The 16,204-nt window shown below is 35.9% G+C and carries 21 protein-coding genes; 18 read left to right on the forward strand and 3 right to left on the reverse strand.

Features of this window, described 5'->3' with window-relative positions; translation table 11 throughout:
• Nucleotides 1–199: 199 nt before the first annotated feature.
• The 5 genes from C9J37_RS02485 (at nucleotide 200) to C9J37_RS02500 (ending at nucleotide 3,078) form a co-directional block, all read left to right on the forward strand.
• Nucleotides 200–424 (forward strand): hypothetical protein, encoded by a 225-nt coding sequence (locus tag C9J37_RS02485; RefSeq protein WP_107894101.1) that lies wholly within the window; start codon nucleotides 200–202, stop codon nucleotides 422–424.
• A gap of 16 nt (nucleotides 425–440) precedes the next feature.
• Nucleotides 441–581, forward strand: coding sequence for a hypothetical protein (locus tag C9J37_RS28150; protein ID WP_162832722.1), 141 nt, complete (start codon nucleotides 441–443; stop codon nucleotides 579–581).
• 165 nt (nucleotides 582–746) lie between these two features.
• A complete protein-coding gene (locus tag C9J37_RS02490) occupies nucleotides 747–1,073 on the forward strand; it encodes a DUF3889 domain-containing protein (RefSeq protein ID WP_107894102.1) in 327 nt (108 codons plus the stop codon).
• A 410-nt stretch (nucleotides 1,074–1,483) separates the two neighbouring features.
• On the forward strand, nucleotides 1,484–1,882 hold the full coding sequence (locus C9J37_RS02495; RefSeq protein WP_107894103.1) for a MarR family winged helix-turn-helix transcriptional regulator: 399 nt from the start codon (nucleotides 1,484–1,486) through the stop codon (nucleotides 1,880–1,882).
• Nucleotides 1,883–1,887: 5 nt separating this feature from the next.
• The gene (locus tag C9J37_RS02500; protein ID WP_107894104.1) at nucleotides 1,888–3,078 is read left to right on the forward strand and encodes an MFS transporter; all 1,191 of its coding nucleotides are present in this window, start codon (nucleotides 1,888–1,890) and stop codon (nucleotides 3,076–3,078) included.
• A 128-nt stretch (nucleotides 3,079–3,206) separates the two neighbouring features.
• Here the strand turns inward: C9J37_RS02500 and C9J37_RS02505 are convergent, their stop codons facing one another.
• Nucleotides 3,207–3,833, reverse strand: coding sequence for a C40 family peptidase (locus C9J37_RS02505; protein WP_107894105.1), 627 nt, complete (start codon nucleotides 3,831–3,833; stop codon nucleotides 3,207–3,209).
• A 559-nt stretch (nucleotides 3,834–4,392) separates the two neighbouring features.
• Here C9J37_RS02505 and C9J37_RS02510 point away from each other — a divergent pair.
• The 10 genes from C9J37_RS02510 (at nucleotide 4,393) to C9J37_RS02555 (ending at nucleotide 13,181) form a co-directional block, all read left to right on the forward strand.
• A complete protein-coding gene (locus C9J37_RS02510) occupies nucleotides 4,393–4,596 on the forward strand; it encodes a hypothetical protein (protein ID WP_024363430.1) in 204 nt (67 codons plus the stop codon).
• A 30-nt stretch (nucleotides 4,597–4,626) separates the two neighbouring features.
• Nucleotides 4,627–5,064, forward strand: coding sequence for a WapI family immunity protein (locus tag C9J37_RS02515; RefSeq protein ID WP_107894106.1), 438 nt, complete (start codon nucleotides 4,627–4,629; stop codon nucleotides 5,062–5,064).
• A gap of 24 nt (nucleotides 5,065–5,088) precedes the next feature.
• Nucleotides 5,089–5,808 (forward strand): metallophosphoesterase family protein, encoded by a 720-nt coding sequence (locus C9J37_RS02520; RefSeq protein ID WP_107894107.1) that lies wholly within the window; start codon nucleotides 5,089–5,091, stop codon nucleotides 5,806–5,808.
• A gap of 148 nt (nucleotides 5,809–5,956) precedes the next feature.
• Nucleotides 5,957–6,604, forward strand: a complete 648-nt coding sequence (locus C9J37_RS02525) for a GntR family transcriptional regulator (protein ID WP_025219194.1) — start codon at nucleotides 5,957–5,959, stop codon at nucleotides 6,602–6,604.
• 178 nt (nucleotides 6,605–6,782) lie between these two features.
• Nucleotides 6,783–7,898, forward strand: coding sequence for a M20 metallopeptidase family protein (locus tag C9J37_RS02530; RefSeq protein ID WP_107894108.1), 1,116 nt, complete (start codon nucleotides 6,783–6,785; stop codon nucleotides 7,896–7,898).
• Between the two features lie 36 nt (nucleotides 7,899–7,934).
• Nucleotides 7,935–9,347, forward strand: coding sequence for a YfcC family protein (locus C9J37_RS02535; RefSeq protein ID WP_107894109.1), 1,413 nt, complete (start codon nucleotides 7,935–7,937; stop codon nucleotides 9,345–9,347).
• Nucleotides 9,348–9,385: 38 nt separating this feature from the next.
• Nucleotides 9,386–10,609 (forward strand): M20 metallopeptidase family protein, encoded by a 1,224-nt coding sequence (locus C9J37_RS02540; protein WP_107894110.1) that lies wholly within the window; start codon nucleotides 9,386–9,388, stop codon nucleotides 10,607–10,609.
• 241 nt (nucleotides 10,610–10,850) lie between these two features.
• A complete protein-coding gene (locus C9J37_RS02545) occupies nucleotides 10,851–11,663 on the forward strand; it encodes an amino acid ABC transporter substrate-binding protein (protein ID WP_107894111.1) in 813 nt (270 codons plus the stop codon).
• A gap of 102 nt (nucleotides 11,664–11,765) precedes the next feature.
• Entirely contained in the window at nucleotides 11,766–12,422 is a 657-nt protein-coding gene (locus C9J37_RS02550) for an amino acid ABC transporter permease (protein ID WP_025219199.1), read from the forward strand.
• Between the two features lie 12 nt (nucleotides 12,423–12,434).
• Nucleotides 12,435–13,181 carry an amino acid ABC transporter ATP-binding protein gene (locus C9J37_RS02555; RefSeq protein ID WP_024363439.1) on the forward strand — a complete coding sequence of 249 codons (747 nt, stop codon included), beginning with the start codon at nucleotides 12,435–12,437 and terminating at the stop codon, nucleotides 13,179–13,181.
• Nucleotides 13,182–13,225: 44 nt separating this feature from the next.
• Here the strand turns inward: C9J37_RS02555 and C9J37_RS02560 are convergent, their stop codons facing one another.
• Nucleotides 13,226–13,450 carry a hypothetical protein gene (locus tag C9J37_RS02560; protein ID WP_107894112.1) on the reverse strand — a complete coding sequence of 75 codons (225 nt, stop codon included), beginning with the start codon at nucleotides 13,448–13,450 and terminating at the stop codon, nucleotides 13,226–13,228.
• Nucleotides 13,451–13,663: 213 nt separating this feature from the next.
• On the opposite strand from C9J37_RS02560, the gene C9J37_RS02565 reads away from it, so the two are divergent.
• The 3 genes from C9J37_RS02565 (at nucleotide 13,664) to C9J37_RS02575 (ending at nucleotide 15,743) form a co-directional block, all read left to right on the forward strand.
• Entirely contained in the window at nucleotides 13,664–14,509 is an 846-nt protein-coding gene (locus C9J37_RS02565) for an SAR2788 family putative toxin (protein WP_107894113.1), read from the forward strand.
• Nucleotides 14,510–14,637: 128 nt separating this feature from the next.
• On the forward strand, nucleotides 14,638–15,150 hold the full coding sequence (locus tag C9J37_RS02570) for a hypothetical protein (protein ID WP_107894114.1): 513 nt from the start codon (nucleotides 14,638–14,640) through the stop codon (nucleotides 15,148–15,150).
• Between the two features lie 71 nt (nucleotides 15,151–15,221).
• The gene (locus C9J37_RS02575; protein WP_107894115.1) at nucleotides 15,222–15,743 is read left to right on the forward strand and encodes a hypothetical protein; all 522 of its coding nucleotides are present in this window, start codon (nucleotides 15,222–15,224) and stop codon (nucleotides 15,741–15,743) included.
• Between the two features lie 37 nt (nucleotides 15,744–15,780).
• On the opposite strand, the gene C9J37_RS02580 is transcribed toward C9J37_RS02575, so the two are convergent.
• Nucleotides 15,781–16,173, reverse strand: a complete 393-nt coding sequence (locus C9J37_RS02580; RefSeq protein WP_107894116.1) for a ribonuclease HI family protein — start codon at nucleotides 16,171–16,173, stop codon at nucleotides 15,781–15,783.
• Nucleotides 16,174–16,204: the final 31 nt, after the last annotated feature.

The raw sequence follows: 16,204 nt of genomic DNA on the forward strand, positions 1-16,204 counted from the left end.
CCTTTTGTGATTTAAGTTATGACGTACAGTGAAAGTATTATGTAGTATATCTTCTTATAATATATGAAGTTTGCTAGATTGTTTATTCCAATTTGTCAGTATGGTCAGTCTTGCAGTAGTTGGAATTTTTCCATTGAAGTTTTCACCATAGCATAAAACCTTCACGCGTGCGCACATTACAAGGAGGAGGTGAAAATCTGTGGGAAATAGAAATAATAAAAATAACAATAAAACAATGAATAAAAGAACACATAATCCTTTTGGAACGTATAAAAGTAAAGACCTTGATTATAGTAATAGTAACAACAACAACCCAAATGATAATTTAAACGAAGAATTCAGTGCGGAATTTGATGCTAAAGCGAAAAACAAAAACAATAAAACGAACCATGATAAAAACCAACAATCCAATAAAAAGAACTAAAGTGGGGGCGTTAGCAATGGCAAAGAAAAGTAAAACAAGCTTCAAAAAGAAAAAGAAAGAAGATACACATAAAAGAAATGATCGGGAAGAATATTCAGCCGAATTTAATCAAGTTATTCATAATAATCCCCAACAACCAAGCAAAAAAAGTCGTTAAGTAATTTAAGTGGAATGCTCCAAGTTACTATTTGGAGCATTTTTTAGTTTCAGCAAGGCTAAACAAATACATACATTTTAACGAGACGATTTTCTTTATTTTTGCTTAAGGCATAATGATTCTGAGGATGTTGCACATTCTATAAAAAAGAAAGGGGCTTACAACATGCGAAAAATACTTGCAGCACTTGGGATTATGATGACAGTATTGGCGCTTCCACAACAAATGCCAGATGCCAATGCTCAACAACAAACGCCTGCTTATGCAAAATGGGGCAAGCTTGCGATTGAAAAAACACAGTCATCCTATCCTAATTCAAAAATTATTGACTATTTGCATGAAGGCAGTGAAATAAAAGAAGGTGCAACGATTGAAAAATTTAAACTTTGGTTACAAGAGGGTGACAAAGAATTTGGTGTTTATGTAACAATAAAATATACGACCAAAACACAGCAAGTAGTTGATATCGAGCTTCAGGAAACGTCTAAATAGAGGATACCAAATGAGGTATCCTCTTCTTCCTTATGCTTCTATTTTTTTGATAAACTCACGCATTAATCCAGGTAAATCTGGCCACGCATGACGTTTATTTGCTTCTATGCCCATATGCCGGACGCTCGACCGTTTGCATCTTTTTTACTGACGAAGCGGGGATAAAACAGATATATCGCCACTAAACTCGTGAGAATCGCCACAAAACTAAAAGAAATCGCCACTAAACTCGTGAGAATCGCCACAAAACTAAAAGAAATCGCCACTAAACTCGTGAGAATCGCCACAAACTATAAGAAAAACGCCATTAAATGCATGCGCAACGCCAGTATAAATATCTTCCTTTACAACATAAAAAATGAGGCGTATAGTATTTATTTAGCTAGGTAAATAAATAAGGGGGAGATACAATGAATCCGATTTTTCATGCATTATTTCAAAAAAGTCGTTATTTAACGAATTGTTTAAATGAGGTTTTAAAACAACATCAGTTGTATAGTTCGCAATGGACCATTTTATATTGTTTACATAAGCACGGTTCAATGACTTTGACACAAATTTGGAAGTATTTAAATGTCGAGGCGCCAAGTATAACAAGAGCTATATCACGGCTTGAAGATTTAGGCTGGGTGGAAAGAGTTGAAGGAGAAGATAAGCGCGAAAAAATTGTGACATTATCAGCCATGGCGAAAGAACGTTTACCGATCATTACAAAAACAATATTAGCATTTGAAGCAGAAATGGTTGGTTCCCTGACTGAAGAAGAACAGTTACAATTTATAAATCTATTGCAAAAAATGAAAGGTTGATTGATATGCAACAAGAGGAAAACACACAAATATGGACGAAGCGGTTCATTAGTTTATTTTTAACAAATATAGCGGTATTTTTTGTTTTTTATGGTCTAGTCACAACTTTACCATTATATGCGATTGGTGAACTGCACCAAACTGATAAAGAAGCGGGATTATTACTATCGGGGTTCTTGTTATCTGCCATTATAGTACGCCCGTTTTCTGGTAAGTTATTAGACGTGTTCGGTAAGAAAAAGCTATTAGTTATCGCAATTGTAGGCTATTTTTTATGTACCATTTTATATTTATTTATTCATCCATTTGGCCTTTTATTAACTTTGCGCTTTGTGCAAGGGATTTTCTTTAGTATTATTACGACAGCAGCCGGTTCTTTAGCGGCTGATATTGTGCCGGCAAGCCGTAAAGGAGCAGGGCTAGGCTATTTTACAATGTCCACAAATTTGGCGGTAGTTATTGGTCCTTTTATCGGTTTACTCCTGATTCAATATAGTAGTTTTAATGTTTTGTTTATCGTTATGAGTATCTGTATTTTAGTAGGGGGTATACTAGCTGTAACAGTTGATACAGAGGATTTACCCAAGCCTGAACATACGGGGAAATTGACATTTAAGTTTGATGATTTATTTGAACGGAAAGCATTGCCAGTAGCTGCCATTGCAAGTATGGTCGCGTTTTCTTATGCAAGTGTGTTATCATTTTTGTCAGTATACGCACAGCAAAAAGATTTAATGGCTGTGGCAAGTCTTTTTTATGCTGTGTTTGCAGCCGCTATGTTAATTACACGACCTTATACTGGCAAGCTTTATGATACGAAAGGACCGCAGTTTGTTATTATCCCCGGTATTATTTCTTTCGCAATTGGACTAATCCTCCTTGCTAATGTTTCAGGAGCAGCACTATTTTTAGTTTCGGCCATTTTTATTGGCTTTGGTTACGGTGCTGTGACGACAAGCTTGCAAGCACTAGCAGTTCAATCAACCGCCCATACTCGTAGTGGCTATGCAACAGCAACATATTTTACAATGTTCGATCTTGGTATTGCCCTTGGATCCTATATTTTAGGTATGGTCGCGGTGCAAGTAGGGTACGCTTCTATCTATTTTACAGCAGCAGCAGTACTTGGTATTGTCTTTATTATCTATTTGCTTCGCTTAGCAAAATTAAAAGCCAAGAAAGTAGCACACACGTAACATATTTGTCAATGCTGATAAACCTAGAAATTGCCCATTACGATTGTAAAGGGCGATTTTATTTTGGGATTAGCCTGAATGCTATAAAAAAAGATAAACAGTTAGGGCATGCCTAACTGTTTTATAAATCATGATAAGCGTCCATAACCTACAAAATGTTTCTTCCAGTAGGAGCTGTGAATGTTAGCAATGCTAACACCGCCATCACTGGCATTAATCATTTGGTTATTGCCAATATAAATACCTGCATGTGAAATGCCTGCTTTATAAGTATTTGCGAAAAATACTAAATCCCCAACTTGTGGTGATGTTATTTTTTTTGCAGCATAATAAAAGCCTGCTGCTGATTTGCGGCTTGTCGCAATACCAGCATTATTATAAACATAAGTAATGTAACCCGAGCAATCAAATCCTGTACTCGGTTTGCTACCACCAAATGTATACTTTACACCCAATTGCTTTTTGGCAACTTGAACAAGGCTTTTTGGTGCGCTCGGGGTTGCTGGAGCTTTTGCAGGCGTGCTATTCAGCGTTAATTTTTGTCCAACACGAATATTTGAAGAAGTTAAGTTATTCCATCTCATCAATGTTTGATAAGAAATGCCGTTTTGACTGGCAATTTTCCATAGGGAATCCCCAGATTTCACTGTATATGTTGCAGCAGATGCTGTGTCAATTGTTGAAAAAAGTACAGAAGAGCTTAACGCTAATACTGCTAATTTCATCCCCCACTTATTTCGTTTATTCTTTTTCATGATATGTATCCTCCTAAAAACATTAAAACGTATTACTTGGTACAATAATGATATTAACACGCTAATATTACAGTTCTATGTCAACAAAATAACATTAAGGATACAATTCATATAATAATGGAGGAACGCTAATATAGCTTATGACTTAAGCAATAGAAAAAACTAGCACTGCGCATACAGGGCTAGTCCATTGTTACTTTGTATTTAATTGTAGTGCGGGACCGAAAAATTCGTAATGGATTTGACTGTCTGCGATATTGCATTCGTGTAAAGCATTTACTGCTGCTTCCATAACACAAACATGTATCTATAATACTTCTTTTTTTGAATTTCGTTCGCTTGGTTTGAGGCTACGATGATATAGTAGAATTACGATAAAAGGAGACATTTATAGAGAGTGTTTGCTGAAAAACTATTAGTAAATGTGAACGATTACCTTGAAATGAAACTAAATAATTATTCAGTCGTAAATAATAGTTAGAAAAAGCATACATTTTTTAACCATGAATAATATGGCATTTATTGAACTTTTATATATATCCAATAAGGAGGTTTTCGCGTGAATCAGTATCCGACAATAACGGAATGTCCAAAATGTGGTGGACTAGAATTAGGGAAGGGAAAACATAGTGGATATGCATTAATGCACCCAGTGAACAAGATGAGCTTTGGCTCAGAAGTTGAATATATTCTTTGTACAGACTGCGGATTTATTATCGAAAGCTATGTCAAAAAGCCTGAGAAATTTAAAGGGACACTTTAAGTTTTATTACGATTTAGGAAGGTAATTTAAATGAAATTACATATACTAGGGGAAAAAAATGAACGAATAGAAATTGAAGCATTAATAAGAAGTTACCCTAATAACACAGATTATTGGAATGCCAATTGGATTACATCAACGATAAAAATCGAAATCCCAGGTTACTTAGTTCAATTTACTGCAGATTTAAGAACAGACGAATTAAGGGATTTTCTTGCTGAATTAACTATGATAAGTAGTGATTTAAGTGGTAAAGCAATGCTATTAAATATGGAAGATTATATACAACTTGAATGTCAAATGAACAAGATGGGACAACTATTGTGGTCAGGTCAAACATGTTATCCAGTAGGCAACGGAGCGGTGTTAAAATTTGAATTTAAATCTGATCAATCCTATTTACAAAGATTAGTAAAGGAATTAGAAGACATTTTGTTTGTTTTTCCAGTAATAGGTAATCCTGAATAGGTGAGGGTAAGAGGAGGAAGCTTTGTGACGAAAATTGCAATTATCTCGGATATCCATGGAAATAAAACGGCATTGGAAGCAGTTTTAAAAGATATTCGCTTAAGAAAAATTGAAAGAATTTTTTGTTTAGGTGATTTAATTGGCAAAGGTCCACGTGGATCTGAATGTATAGAACTTATCCAAAAGAATTGCGAACGAGTCGTGCGAGGCAATTGGGACGTATTTATTCAATCGCCTACAGACAATGATTTTATTCAGTGGTTCAAATATAGATTAACAATAAAAGATTATCAGTATTTAAAATCGTTACCATTTCATATTGATCTCGAATTAAATGGACAATTGATAAGGTTTTTCCATGCGTCTCCAAGAAGTGAATTTGAGCGTATTTTGGATAGTCATCCACTTGAAAAGCGATTATCTATGTTTGACAATAGTACAATAACTGATCCAAACCATAACAATAAAATTCCTGATATTGTATTCTACGGCGATATTCATACAACTTTTTTACATACATATACAAATGGTATTTTGTGTAACGTGGGGAGCGTCGGCAATTCACTGGATTTAACTTCAGCTTCCTATGCAATACTAGATGGAACCTATGCAAACAATGCTATTCAATTTATTAGGGTAAAGTACGATAGAGAGGCTGAGCTTCAGATTGCACAAGCGTTGGGATTACCTCAATTCGATAAATACTATGATGAGATTATGTTAGCGAAATATCGCAATGTATAATGGTTTTTTAGCATATTTGTAAAGTAACGTAAGAGGGAAAGCGATTTAACAAATAAAAATCCATTTCATGACTATGGCTAAGATACTTGAAAAAAGTGTATAGTAGATAAAAAGGATTGTAAAAATATTATTAAATAGAGGTTACTTTATGAATAATTATTTATCGTTAAAAGACCATGTTTATAATTATATCGTAGATCAAATCAACAACGGGAATCTGATTGCTGGAAAAAAGGTCAATGAAAGTGCGATTAGTGAAAGCTTAAATGTTAGCAGGACACCAGTTAGAGAGGCATTAATACAATTGTCTTCTGAAGGGTTATTAGAAAATGTGCCAAGAAAGGGTTTTGTAATTAAAAACCTAACAACAGAAGAAGCGAAAGAAACGTATTTTATTATTGGGGCATTAGATGGTTTAGCTGCTTCATTAGCAGCCCCTTTTTTAACCGAGAAACATATGAATGAAATGGAGTTTTATATTCAAAGTATTGATTTAGCCATTAATACTGGTAATTTCTCGATGTATCATAAAATGCAGGAAGCCTTTCATGGCGTCTATCTTTCTGTCTGCCCAAATAAAAGTCTTGTAAATCTGCTTTTACAATTACAAAAAAAGTTTTTGAAAAACTTCGCTCATTCTGGTGAGGCAGAACTGACAAAGAAAAGATTGTCTCAAACAAATAATGAACATCGAAAAATGATGGAATTATTTGAAAAAGGTGAGCTAGCTGAACTAGAGAGATACATGAAAGAAGTACATTGGAATATTGATAAAGCAGAGCTTATCCCACTTTAGGATGAAAAATGCTCGCTTATACACAATAAATAATTCTGTCTTTAAAAAGGCAGAATTATTTTTTTGTTGAAAAAATTAAAATGTAAAATATAATATACAATATACATTATACAAATTTGTATAAATTGAAAGCGTTAGGGATTAAAAAATCAGGTTATTTTTAGGAGGGAATTACACAGTGAAAAGTTTAAATTTCGATTTAGCAAAACAATTGCGACACGAATTGCATCAACATCCGGAACTTTCGAACGAGGAAGTATGGACAAAGCAACATTTAATCAATTTTTTGAAAACGTATACAAATCTAGAAATTGTAGATAAAGGAAAGTGGTTTTATGCCATTTACTATGCAAAATCAGCTACGCAAAATATCGCGTTCCGTGCAGATTTTGATGCACTTCCGATGGATGAAGTAATTGATCTTCCTTGGGCTTCTCAATTTCCAGGTAAAGCACATAAATGTGGACATGACGGTCATGCAGCGACTTTAGCGGGTTTTGCACTGGAAGTCGATCAAATGGGCGCCGATAAAAATATCTTTTTCCTCTTTCAGCCTGCGGAAGAAACGGGCGATGGAGCCATTCAATGTGTAGATTTTATTAAAGAACATAATATCGATGAAATTTTCGCCTACCATAATATGAGTGGGCTCGCTTATAAAACCGTCGGAATTATTGATGGTACAGCATTATGTGCTTCTAAGGGTATGACCATCCATATGGAAGGTTCACCTACCCATGCCAGTCAGCCGGAAAAGGGCATTAATCCAGCATTTGCGATTGCGAACATTGTCCAAGCAATTCCTGATTTTACAGCTCCAGAACGCCATAATGGGCTTATCCTTTGTACAGTTGTACATATTGATGTTGGAGAAAATGCTTTTGGTATCGCAGCTTCGAAAGGGGATCTACGTTTAACGATACGTGCCCTATATGAAGAGGAACTCAATACGCTTCAAGAAAACCTTGAACATTTTGCCAAAGTTCAAGCGCAACAATACGGCTTACAGGTAAGTTTTCACTACAATGATGAATTCCCGGAAACGGTCAATCACAAAGAAAGTGTAGACAAGATTCGTTGTGCTGCAAAATCGGAAGGTATCGCATTCGTTGAATTGAGCGAAGCTTTTCGAGGATCTGAAGATTTTGGACATTTTACGAAGTTAACAAAAGGAGCCTATTGTTTCATAGGGAATGGTGAAGATTACCCACATGTCCATACACATGAATATGATTTCCGTGATGAATTAATTGAATCGGGCGTGGAGCTTTTTAAAGCATTAATTAAATACTAATTTTGCTAATAACAAGAGGGATTTGGAGGATTTCACATGTCATCAAAGGACAAACAAAAGGGAATTAACTTTCCACATGTTTACATTATGTTCATGCTCGTCATGATGCTCGTTGTAATATTGTCTTGGATTGTTCCAAGTGGGGAGTATGAGCGAATTGTCAACCCAGATACGGGCATTACTGAACTTAATACAGAAAAATTTACGTATGTGGAACAAGCAAAACCAATAGGGTTTATGGATTTTTTCACAGCTTTACATAACGGGGTAGTGCAATCAGCAGATATCATTGTCATGTTGCTGTTTGCAAGTGGCGCCCTATTTATTCTTGAAAAGTCTGGTGCGATTGCAGCCGGTATCCATAAATTATTAAGCATTGCAGCAGGAAAAGAAAAACTTATTATTATTACTTTACTTATATTGTTTTCCGTATTAGGAACAATTGGCTTCGGAGAAGGAGGCATTCCATTTATTCCACTTGCGATGGCTGTTGTGATGGGCTTGGGGTATGACCGCATCACGGCTTTTGCCATTCCAACTGTGGGCTTAGCCATTGGTTTTACATCAGGAGTTGTTAACTTTTATACGACGGGTGTTAGTCAAACAATTGTCGGATTGCCAATTTATTCGGGTTTAGCATTCCGTATCGTTGCCTTAATGGTCTTTGTCATTATTTCAATCATTTACATTCTTCGCTATGCAAATAAAACAAAGGAAGATCCGAGTAAAAGTATTGTGGCTACAGAGTATTTGGAAGAGCTGGAGAATTCAAAAACAGCAGAATATGAAGAAGAAGAATTTACACTGTCTAGAAAGTTAGCATTAGTAGGTTTAGTTTTTGTATTAGTTGGTAGTGCTTTCGGTGCGATTAAACTAGGATGGGGCATGCCTGAACTATCGGCTGTCTATGCGATTTATGCGATCGTACTAGTCCTAATTTTAAAACTTAAACCAAGCGAGGCTGCTGAAACATTTGGAATTGGAGCGGCGAGATTATTGCCTACAGGTCTAGCCATTGGGTTTGCACGTTCGGTGATGATTTTAATGACGCAGGCTCAAATAATTGATACAGCAGTCCATTCATTATCGAATCTATTAAGTAATACAGGAACTATTATTACTTTATTAGTCCTTTTCATCGTGGTGATTTTCTTTAACTTCTTCGTTGTTTCAGGAAGTGGGAAGGCCATTATTTTAATGCCGATTATGGGACCTTTAGGGAAAATATTAGGCATTAATCAGCAAGTAATGGTTGTCGTCTACCAATTTGGTGATGGCTTTACGAACTATTTATGGCCGACATCAGGAGGGCTAATGGCAGCGCTTGGTGTGTCAAATGTTAGTTATTCCGCTTGGGTGAAATTTTCAGTGAAACTATTCCTTTTACTACACTTCGCGGCATTTGTCTTAATATTAATCGCTCAATATATGGATCTAGGACCATTCTAGTAGATTAGTTCATTCTAAAAAATAAAGGGGATTGCAACATGATGAATATTTTAGAACATGCTAAGAAATATGAAGAACAAATTATTCAAGATCGGCGCTATTTACATCAATATCCGGAAATTGGCTTTGAACTACCGAACACACAAAAATATATTCAACAACGTCTTGATGAAATGGGGCTAGCCCATAAGCAATGTGGAGTAGTCCCCCCTGATATAAAAGAAAAATATGCAGTAGCAGGATTTGGTTCGCAAGATTATTGTACAGGCGTAGTTGCGACAATTGGGCAAGGAAGCCCTTGTATACTTTTGCGCGCTGATATGGATGCACTACCCATTGAGGAACAAGTAGACTGTGAATTTACTTCAAAAAATCCAGGTGTGATGCATGCTTGTGGTCATGACTCCCATGTGGCAATGCTTTTAGGCGCTGCACAAATTTTAAAGGACCGGGAAGCAGAGTTACAGGGCACGGTTAAATTATTGTTTCAACCTGGTGAAGAGTGGGGTTATGGTTCTAAACTAATGATTGATGATGGTTTACTACAAAATCCAAAGGTGGATGCTGCTTTTGGGATTCATATTATGCCCGATCAACAAGCGGGCACATTATCTGTCCATAAAGGGACATTAACACAAGCGATGGATACGTATATCGTTACAATTCAAGGTAATGGTGGCCATAGCTCGCAGCCCCATAAAACAATTGATGCGAATATGATTATGAATCAGTTATATACAAGTTTAAACCTATTAATGACACGAGAAGCAGATCCAAATCATAGTGTCACCTTTTCGGTAGGTGCTATGAGCGGCGGTACAGCGACCAATATTATTCCTGACAAAGCTGTGTTACAAGGCAATATGCGTAGCTATGACCAACAAACACGCGACCACTTATGTAAACGTATTCCAGAGATGATTGACCATACGGTAAAAGCATGGCGTGGAGAGTATCATACAATCGAATTCCATACACCAACAACATATAATAATCCACAATTTATTGATGCCATTACGCCGTTTTTAGAAAATATAGTAGGAGCCGAAAATGTGGTGGACAACGGATATCTTGGCGGTTCAGAAGACTTTTCTTACATTTCACAGGAAGTACCTTCTGCATTTGTTGTGTTAGGGACAGGCAAAGAAGGCGAGGCTCCAGTGCACAACCCGCGCATGCGCCAAAATGAAGATATTTTTAAATATGGCGCTGCTTTACATGCAAATGTGGCAATTGAATGGCTAAAACAACAGCATAAATAACTTCTTGAAAAAACAGTTCAGCTAAGTCGATGTTGAACTGTTTTTGCTTGGAACAAGTTGCGCATCCGTTATATTCGAACGGTGCTAATAGGAAAGTTTTTATTGAATAATATTCTAATAATTCAATCAGGATATTGACAACAATGCGCCAGTTTGATATTCTTTAACACATTAGTAGTTTAGCAAGGGAAAGCGTATTTTTTGCTATAAAACAAATTACAATGTAAGGGGATATTAAATCATGAAGCGTATTTTTACACTACTTTTTATGCTTACAGCTATTCTTGCTTTAGCAGCGTGTGGTACTTCTGGAGATAAATCGAGTACGACGGATAGCTCGAAGGAGACAACGAAAGCAACAGACAAAGATACTATTATTATAGGAATCGATGACAAGTTTGCACCAATGGGATTCCGTGATGATAAAAATGAAATCGTAGGTTTTGATATTGACTTAGCACGTGCTGCTGCTGAACATATGGGAATGGAAGCCCAATTCCAACCAATCGCTTGGAAAACGAAAGAAGCAGAATTGATTAGCGGTCGTATCGATGTAATTTGGAATGGTTACACAATTACAGATGAGCGTAAAGAAAAGGTTTTATTTTCAAAACCGTACCTAGAAAACTCACAAGCTGTAATGATATTAAATAAATCTTCTATTAAAAAATTAAGTGATTTAGCAGGAAAAGAAATCGGTATTCAAGCACAATCATCTGCTGCTGAAGCACTGAATTCAAATCCAATCCACAAAGAAGTGAAAAACGTAACAGAATTTGGAGACAATGTATTAGCTTTAACAGATTTAAAAACAGGACGTGTAGATGCAGTCATTATTGATGCTGTTGTAGCAGAATATTACATGACGCAAGAGCCTGACACATTCAAATTATTAGATGAATCATTAGCACCAGAACAATATGGAATTGGTGTCAAACCAGGTAACGAAGCATTATTAGAAAAGCTGCAAGCCGCTTTAGATAAAATGAATGAAGATGGCACAGCCGCAGAAATTTCTACAAAATGGTTTGGTGAAAACAAGGTTTTAAAATAATGGTAATAAATCGTGTACTTACGTGGGCACGTTTTAATTAAATGTTATCAGTCGATAAGAGTTTCCTCGTGAAACTCTTATCTTTTTGGAGGGAAAATAATTATGGCGGACTACTGGCAAACAATGATTTTGCCGATGCTTGAAGGCGCAAAAATGACGGTGTTGCTGTTCATTATTGCCATTTTGGTATCGATTCCACTAGGTTTTTTGCTTACATTAGCTGTGAAAAGCCGTATCAAACCACTGTCTTGGCTAGCCAATACGTATATTTATGTCATGCGCGGTACACCGCTATTACTACAATTGTTATTAATTTGCTTCGGTTTACCTATGGTGCCGGTAATCGGTGAATATCTGGTACTTGACCGCTTTGTTGCCGCATGTCTTGGTTTTATTTTAAATTATGCTGCCTACTTTGCAGAAATATTCCGTGGTGGCTTATTAGCAATTGATAAGGGCCAATACGAAGCAGCGCAAGTGTTAGGTCTGTCAAAATGGCAAACAACAACACGCATTATATTGCCACAAATGTTCCGTGTAGCGTTGCCTGCTTTATCGAATGAATCTGTCACATTGATTAAAGACACAGCACTTCTTTATGCGGTGGCTGTACCTGAACTGTTGCATTTTGCACAAACAGCTGTCAACCGTGACTTTACCATTGTGCCGTTCTTTATTGCGGGCGCTATTTATTTGGTTATGACGCTTGTTTTAACGGTATTCTTTAAGTGGCTTGAAAAACGTTTTAAATTTGAATAGAGGTGGACACAGATGGCATTGCTTGAAGTATCGAATTTGAAGAAATCCTTTGGCAAGTTAGAGGTGCTAAAGACCATCACATTGAACGTAGAGAAAAATGATGTCGTGGCTGTTATTGGGCCTTCTGGATCGGGTAAAAGTACAATGCTTCGAAGCTTGATCCATTTAGAAGAAATTAATGGCGGCAGCATTTGTGTAGATGGTGATTATTTAGTACAAAACGGGGCATATGCTAAGCAACAAGACATTAAAAAAATTACGGCAAAAATGGGCATGGTATTTCAACATTTTAACCTATTCCCTCATTTAACAGTACAACAAAACCTTGAAATTGCACCAGGCTTACTAAAAACGGAGTCATCGGATGCAATTAAAAAACGTTGTCAAGACTTATTACAAAAAATTGGTCTTGCTGATAAGGCACAGGCCTATCCGGCGAATCTATCTGGAGGGCAAAAACAGCGTGTGGCCATTGCACGAGCACTTATGATGAACCCACAAATTTTATTATTTGATGAGCCCACTTCTGCTCTCGATCCAGAACTGACAGGAGAAGTATTAAAAGTCATGAAAGATTTAGCGGAAGATCAAATGACGATGATTGTGGTGACACATGAAATGGGGTTTGCACGAGAGGTCGCAAACAAAGTAGTCTTTATGGACGGCGGCGACATTATCGAGGCCAACCATCCAGAAGCGTTCTTTACGAATCCACAACACGAACGGACAAAAGCATTTTTACAAAGGAATTTAAAATAATCTAGAAGCTGTCTCATTTGAGATGGCTTTTTTTGTTGATAGAGTCATGAGGGACTCGCCAGTAAAACTTGAGGTAACGCCACAAAAACCTCGGGAATCGCCACAAAACCTACAGAAAACGCCACAAAACCAATACTTTGTACATTCTCCCCGTTAAAAACATAATCAATTTTTCCAATAGCTGAAAAAGAGGATCGTTTATTTTTTTCATTAATAGAACCTATTGACAATACACCATCCAATTTTGCTGGATAGTCAGTATTCATCATAATGGGCAAGCATCTGTCTTTACGGGAACCTCTTTTGCAGCTGCCTATGCAACACATCTATTCATTCAGTTGAAAGAAATATATAAGGAGGTTGAGTCAAAAGAAAATTTTAACGCTATCTTACAACAATATACTGTGACAAAAGATTTTTGGAATGCAGCTGAATATGGAAAAGGTACGATATTTATACAATAATAAAGGGGAAATGAAACGATGAAATGGAAAAAACACTTTATATCTATTATTATTGCAGCGTTGCTATTTGCAAATATTGCACCCAATTTGATTTCTGCACAGGAATATGATGTAGTATCTGAAGAGCCGATTGTGACGATTTCCATAGATGAAATACAGGATGTGAATACAGAAGAATATCAACAAGAACTATACGATGAATTAAATAAAAATCTTATTTATTCAGACGATAGTACGATAAATATTCAGAATATTGAAATACATGATAACGAATTACTTGTCCAAACAACTTTTGAGTCCGAGGATTTGAAAGCAGATTTAGACATCAAGTTTGATAATGAAAGCGAAGAAATATTAATCGATAGTGTCATCGAAGAGAACGGCACTGTAGAGCAAAACCAATATCGTGTGACGATGCAACAACTGGAAAACGACCATTACAGTACAATCTTTACGGATTTAGAAACGGATGAAACCTTTGAAAGCAATCCTGTAAGGTTGCAGGCATCCATTATACCTGCCATTGTATACAGAATTGGTAGTGCGATTATTCAATATACAATAACAAAAATCGGGACTAAGAAAATCCTGAAAATTGGCAAACGCTCATTTTACAGCAAGTCAAAAGATGTAGCGAAAAAAGCGGTAGCAAACTTTACAGATATCACTTTGGATGTAGGCGGTGGTAAAAAGGTTTACTTTACGAAAGCTAAAATGAGACATATTTTAGAAAGACATCATCCAAATTATTGGACTGGGAAAGAGAATAAGTCATTTTTTGATCCAGATTTATCTGTTAATGATATTAAAAATATTGTCACTACGGTAATTAATAATAATATTCTGCGATATCTAGGAGATTAATTGACGGAAAGGATGTAAATGTGTTTGCTAAAGTAAATGGAATTGAATATAAAGTTGCAATTAATAAGTATGGGCACGTCAGTTCTGCATACCCTGTTGGAAAATAAATAGAAAGTATGGTGTTTAGTATGGATACTCTAAAGATTGCAACATTTATAGGAGAAGAAGATATAACTGCTCCTGTTTATAAAATCGAAAGTTTTCCTATTACCAATCCACTAGCGGTGGAAATGGCACAGAAGATATTAGAAGAAAACGAAGGTGATTACTTATGTGGCTTTGTGAGCTTAATTTATAATAATGTGGTGATTTTTGGCGAAGAGCAAATAACGGAAAGTTTATTAGATACATGGAGTAGTTTAAGTAATATTTTAGAAAGTAGATATGATGGGAGCAAAGAGGAGATAATTTTTTTAGATAATTATCCCTATGTTTATACTACAATTCAAGAACTTGATCAATTTTATGAAATACAACTAGATTGTCACCAACGTTTTCTAGTTCCTATTGAACTTTTCAAAAATGAAGTGAAAAAGGAATTTATTAATTTTGTGGAATTTTGTAAAAATGAAAAACTACAGTTTTCCGAGGAGAGTTCTTATCGAGCACTATTAGAAACATATGATGAATTATTTTTTTGAGCTGTCCCTACAATAGATTTATTAGTAGCATTACTTATAACAGAAGACTCATCAGGAAGCGGGGTGTTTTTATGAATGCGCTAAAAATAAATACATTCATTGGTCGACAATATGATAGCAATTTTCCAGAAGTAATAACTGATGCTGTTCCAATTACTAATCCTTTAGCTGTTGATAAGGCATACAACATTTTAGAAGAAAACGAAGGTGATTACTTATATGGCTTTGTTAGTTTGATTTATAATGATGTGGTTATTTTTGGCGAAGAGCAATTAACGGAATGTTTGTTAGATACGTGGAGTACTTTTAGTTATCTTTTAGAAAGTAGATATGATGGAAGCAAACATCATATAATTTTTTTGGATAATTATCCATATATCAATACTACAATTCAAGAAAATGGGCAATATTATGAAATTCAGCTTGATCAGTACCAGTGCTTTCTTGTGCCAATTGAACCATTTAAAAAAGAGTTGAAAAAGGAATTTTTTAATTTTGTGGAGTTTTGTAAAAATGAAAAACTTTGGTTCTCTGAAGAAAGTTCTTATCGTGGGCTTTTAGAAACGTACAATGAAATAAAAATAAGCAAATAGGGGACTGCTTGTTTTAGCGGGCGGTCCCCATATTGTTTTAATTTTTTTCTTTTTGAATAGCGTTGCGTGCTAGTGCATCTGCTGCTTTATTTTGCCCATCTGGAATCCATTTGATGAAAAATAAATCAAAATTATTTGCAAGTGTTAATGCGTGTTCAAGAAAAGGTTTAAATTCTTCGTTTTTGACATATTCTTTTTCTATAGATGTAACGACCACTTTTGAATCGGAACGGACGGAGACAATGCTTGTACCTAGTTTTTGTGCTTCTTCTAAGCCCCGTACTAATGCGGTGAATTCGGCGATATGATTATTTGTATGACCGATGTACTCACTAATTTGTACGTGATGGCCTTCTCCTTTAATAAAAATGCCAATGCCGCTAGGGCCAGGATTACCTGCACTTGCCGCATCGATATAGACCTCTAACATGAAAATCCCTACTTTGCGATTAGACTTCCAT

This window comes from Lysinibacillus mangiferihumi, from assembly GCF_003049665.1.
GTDB classification, from domain to species: Bacteria; Bacillota; Bacilli; order Bacillales_A; family Planococcaceae; genus Lysinibacillus; species Lysinibacillus mangiferihumi.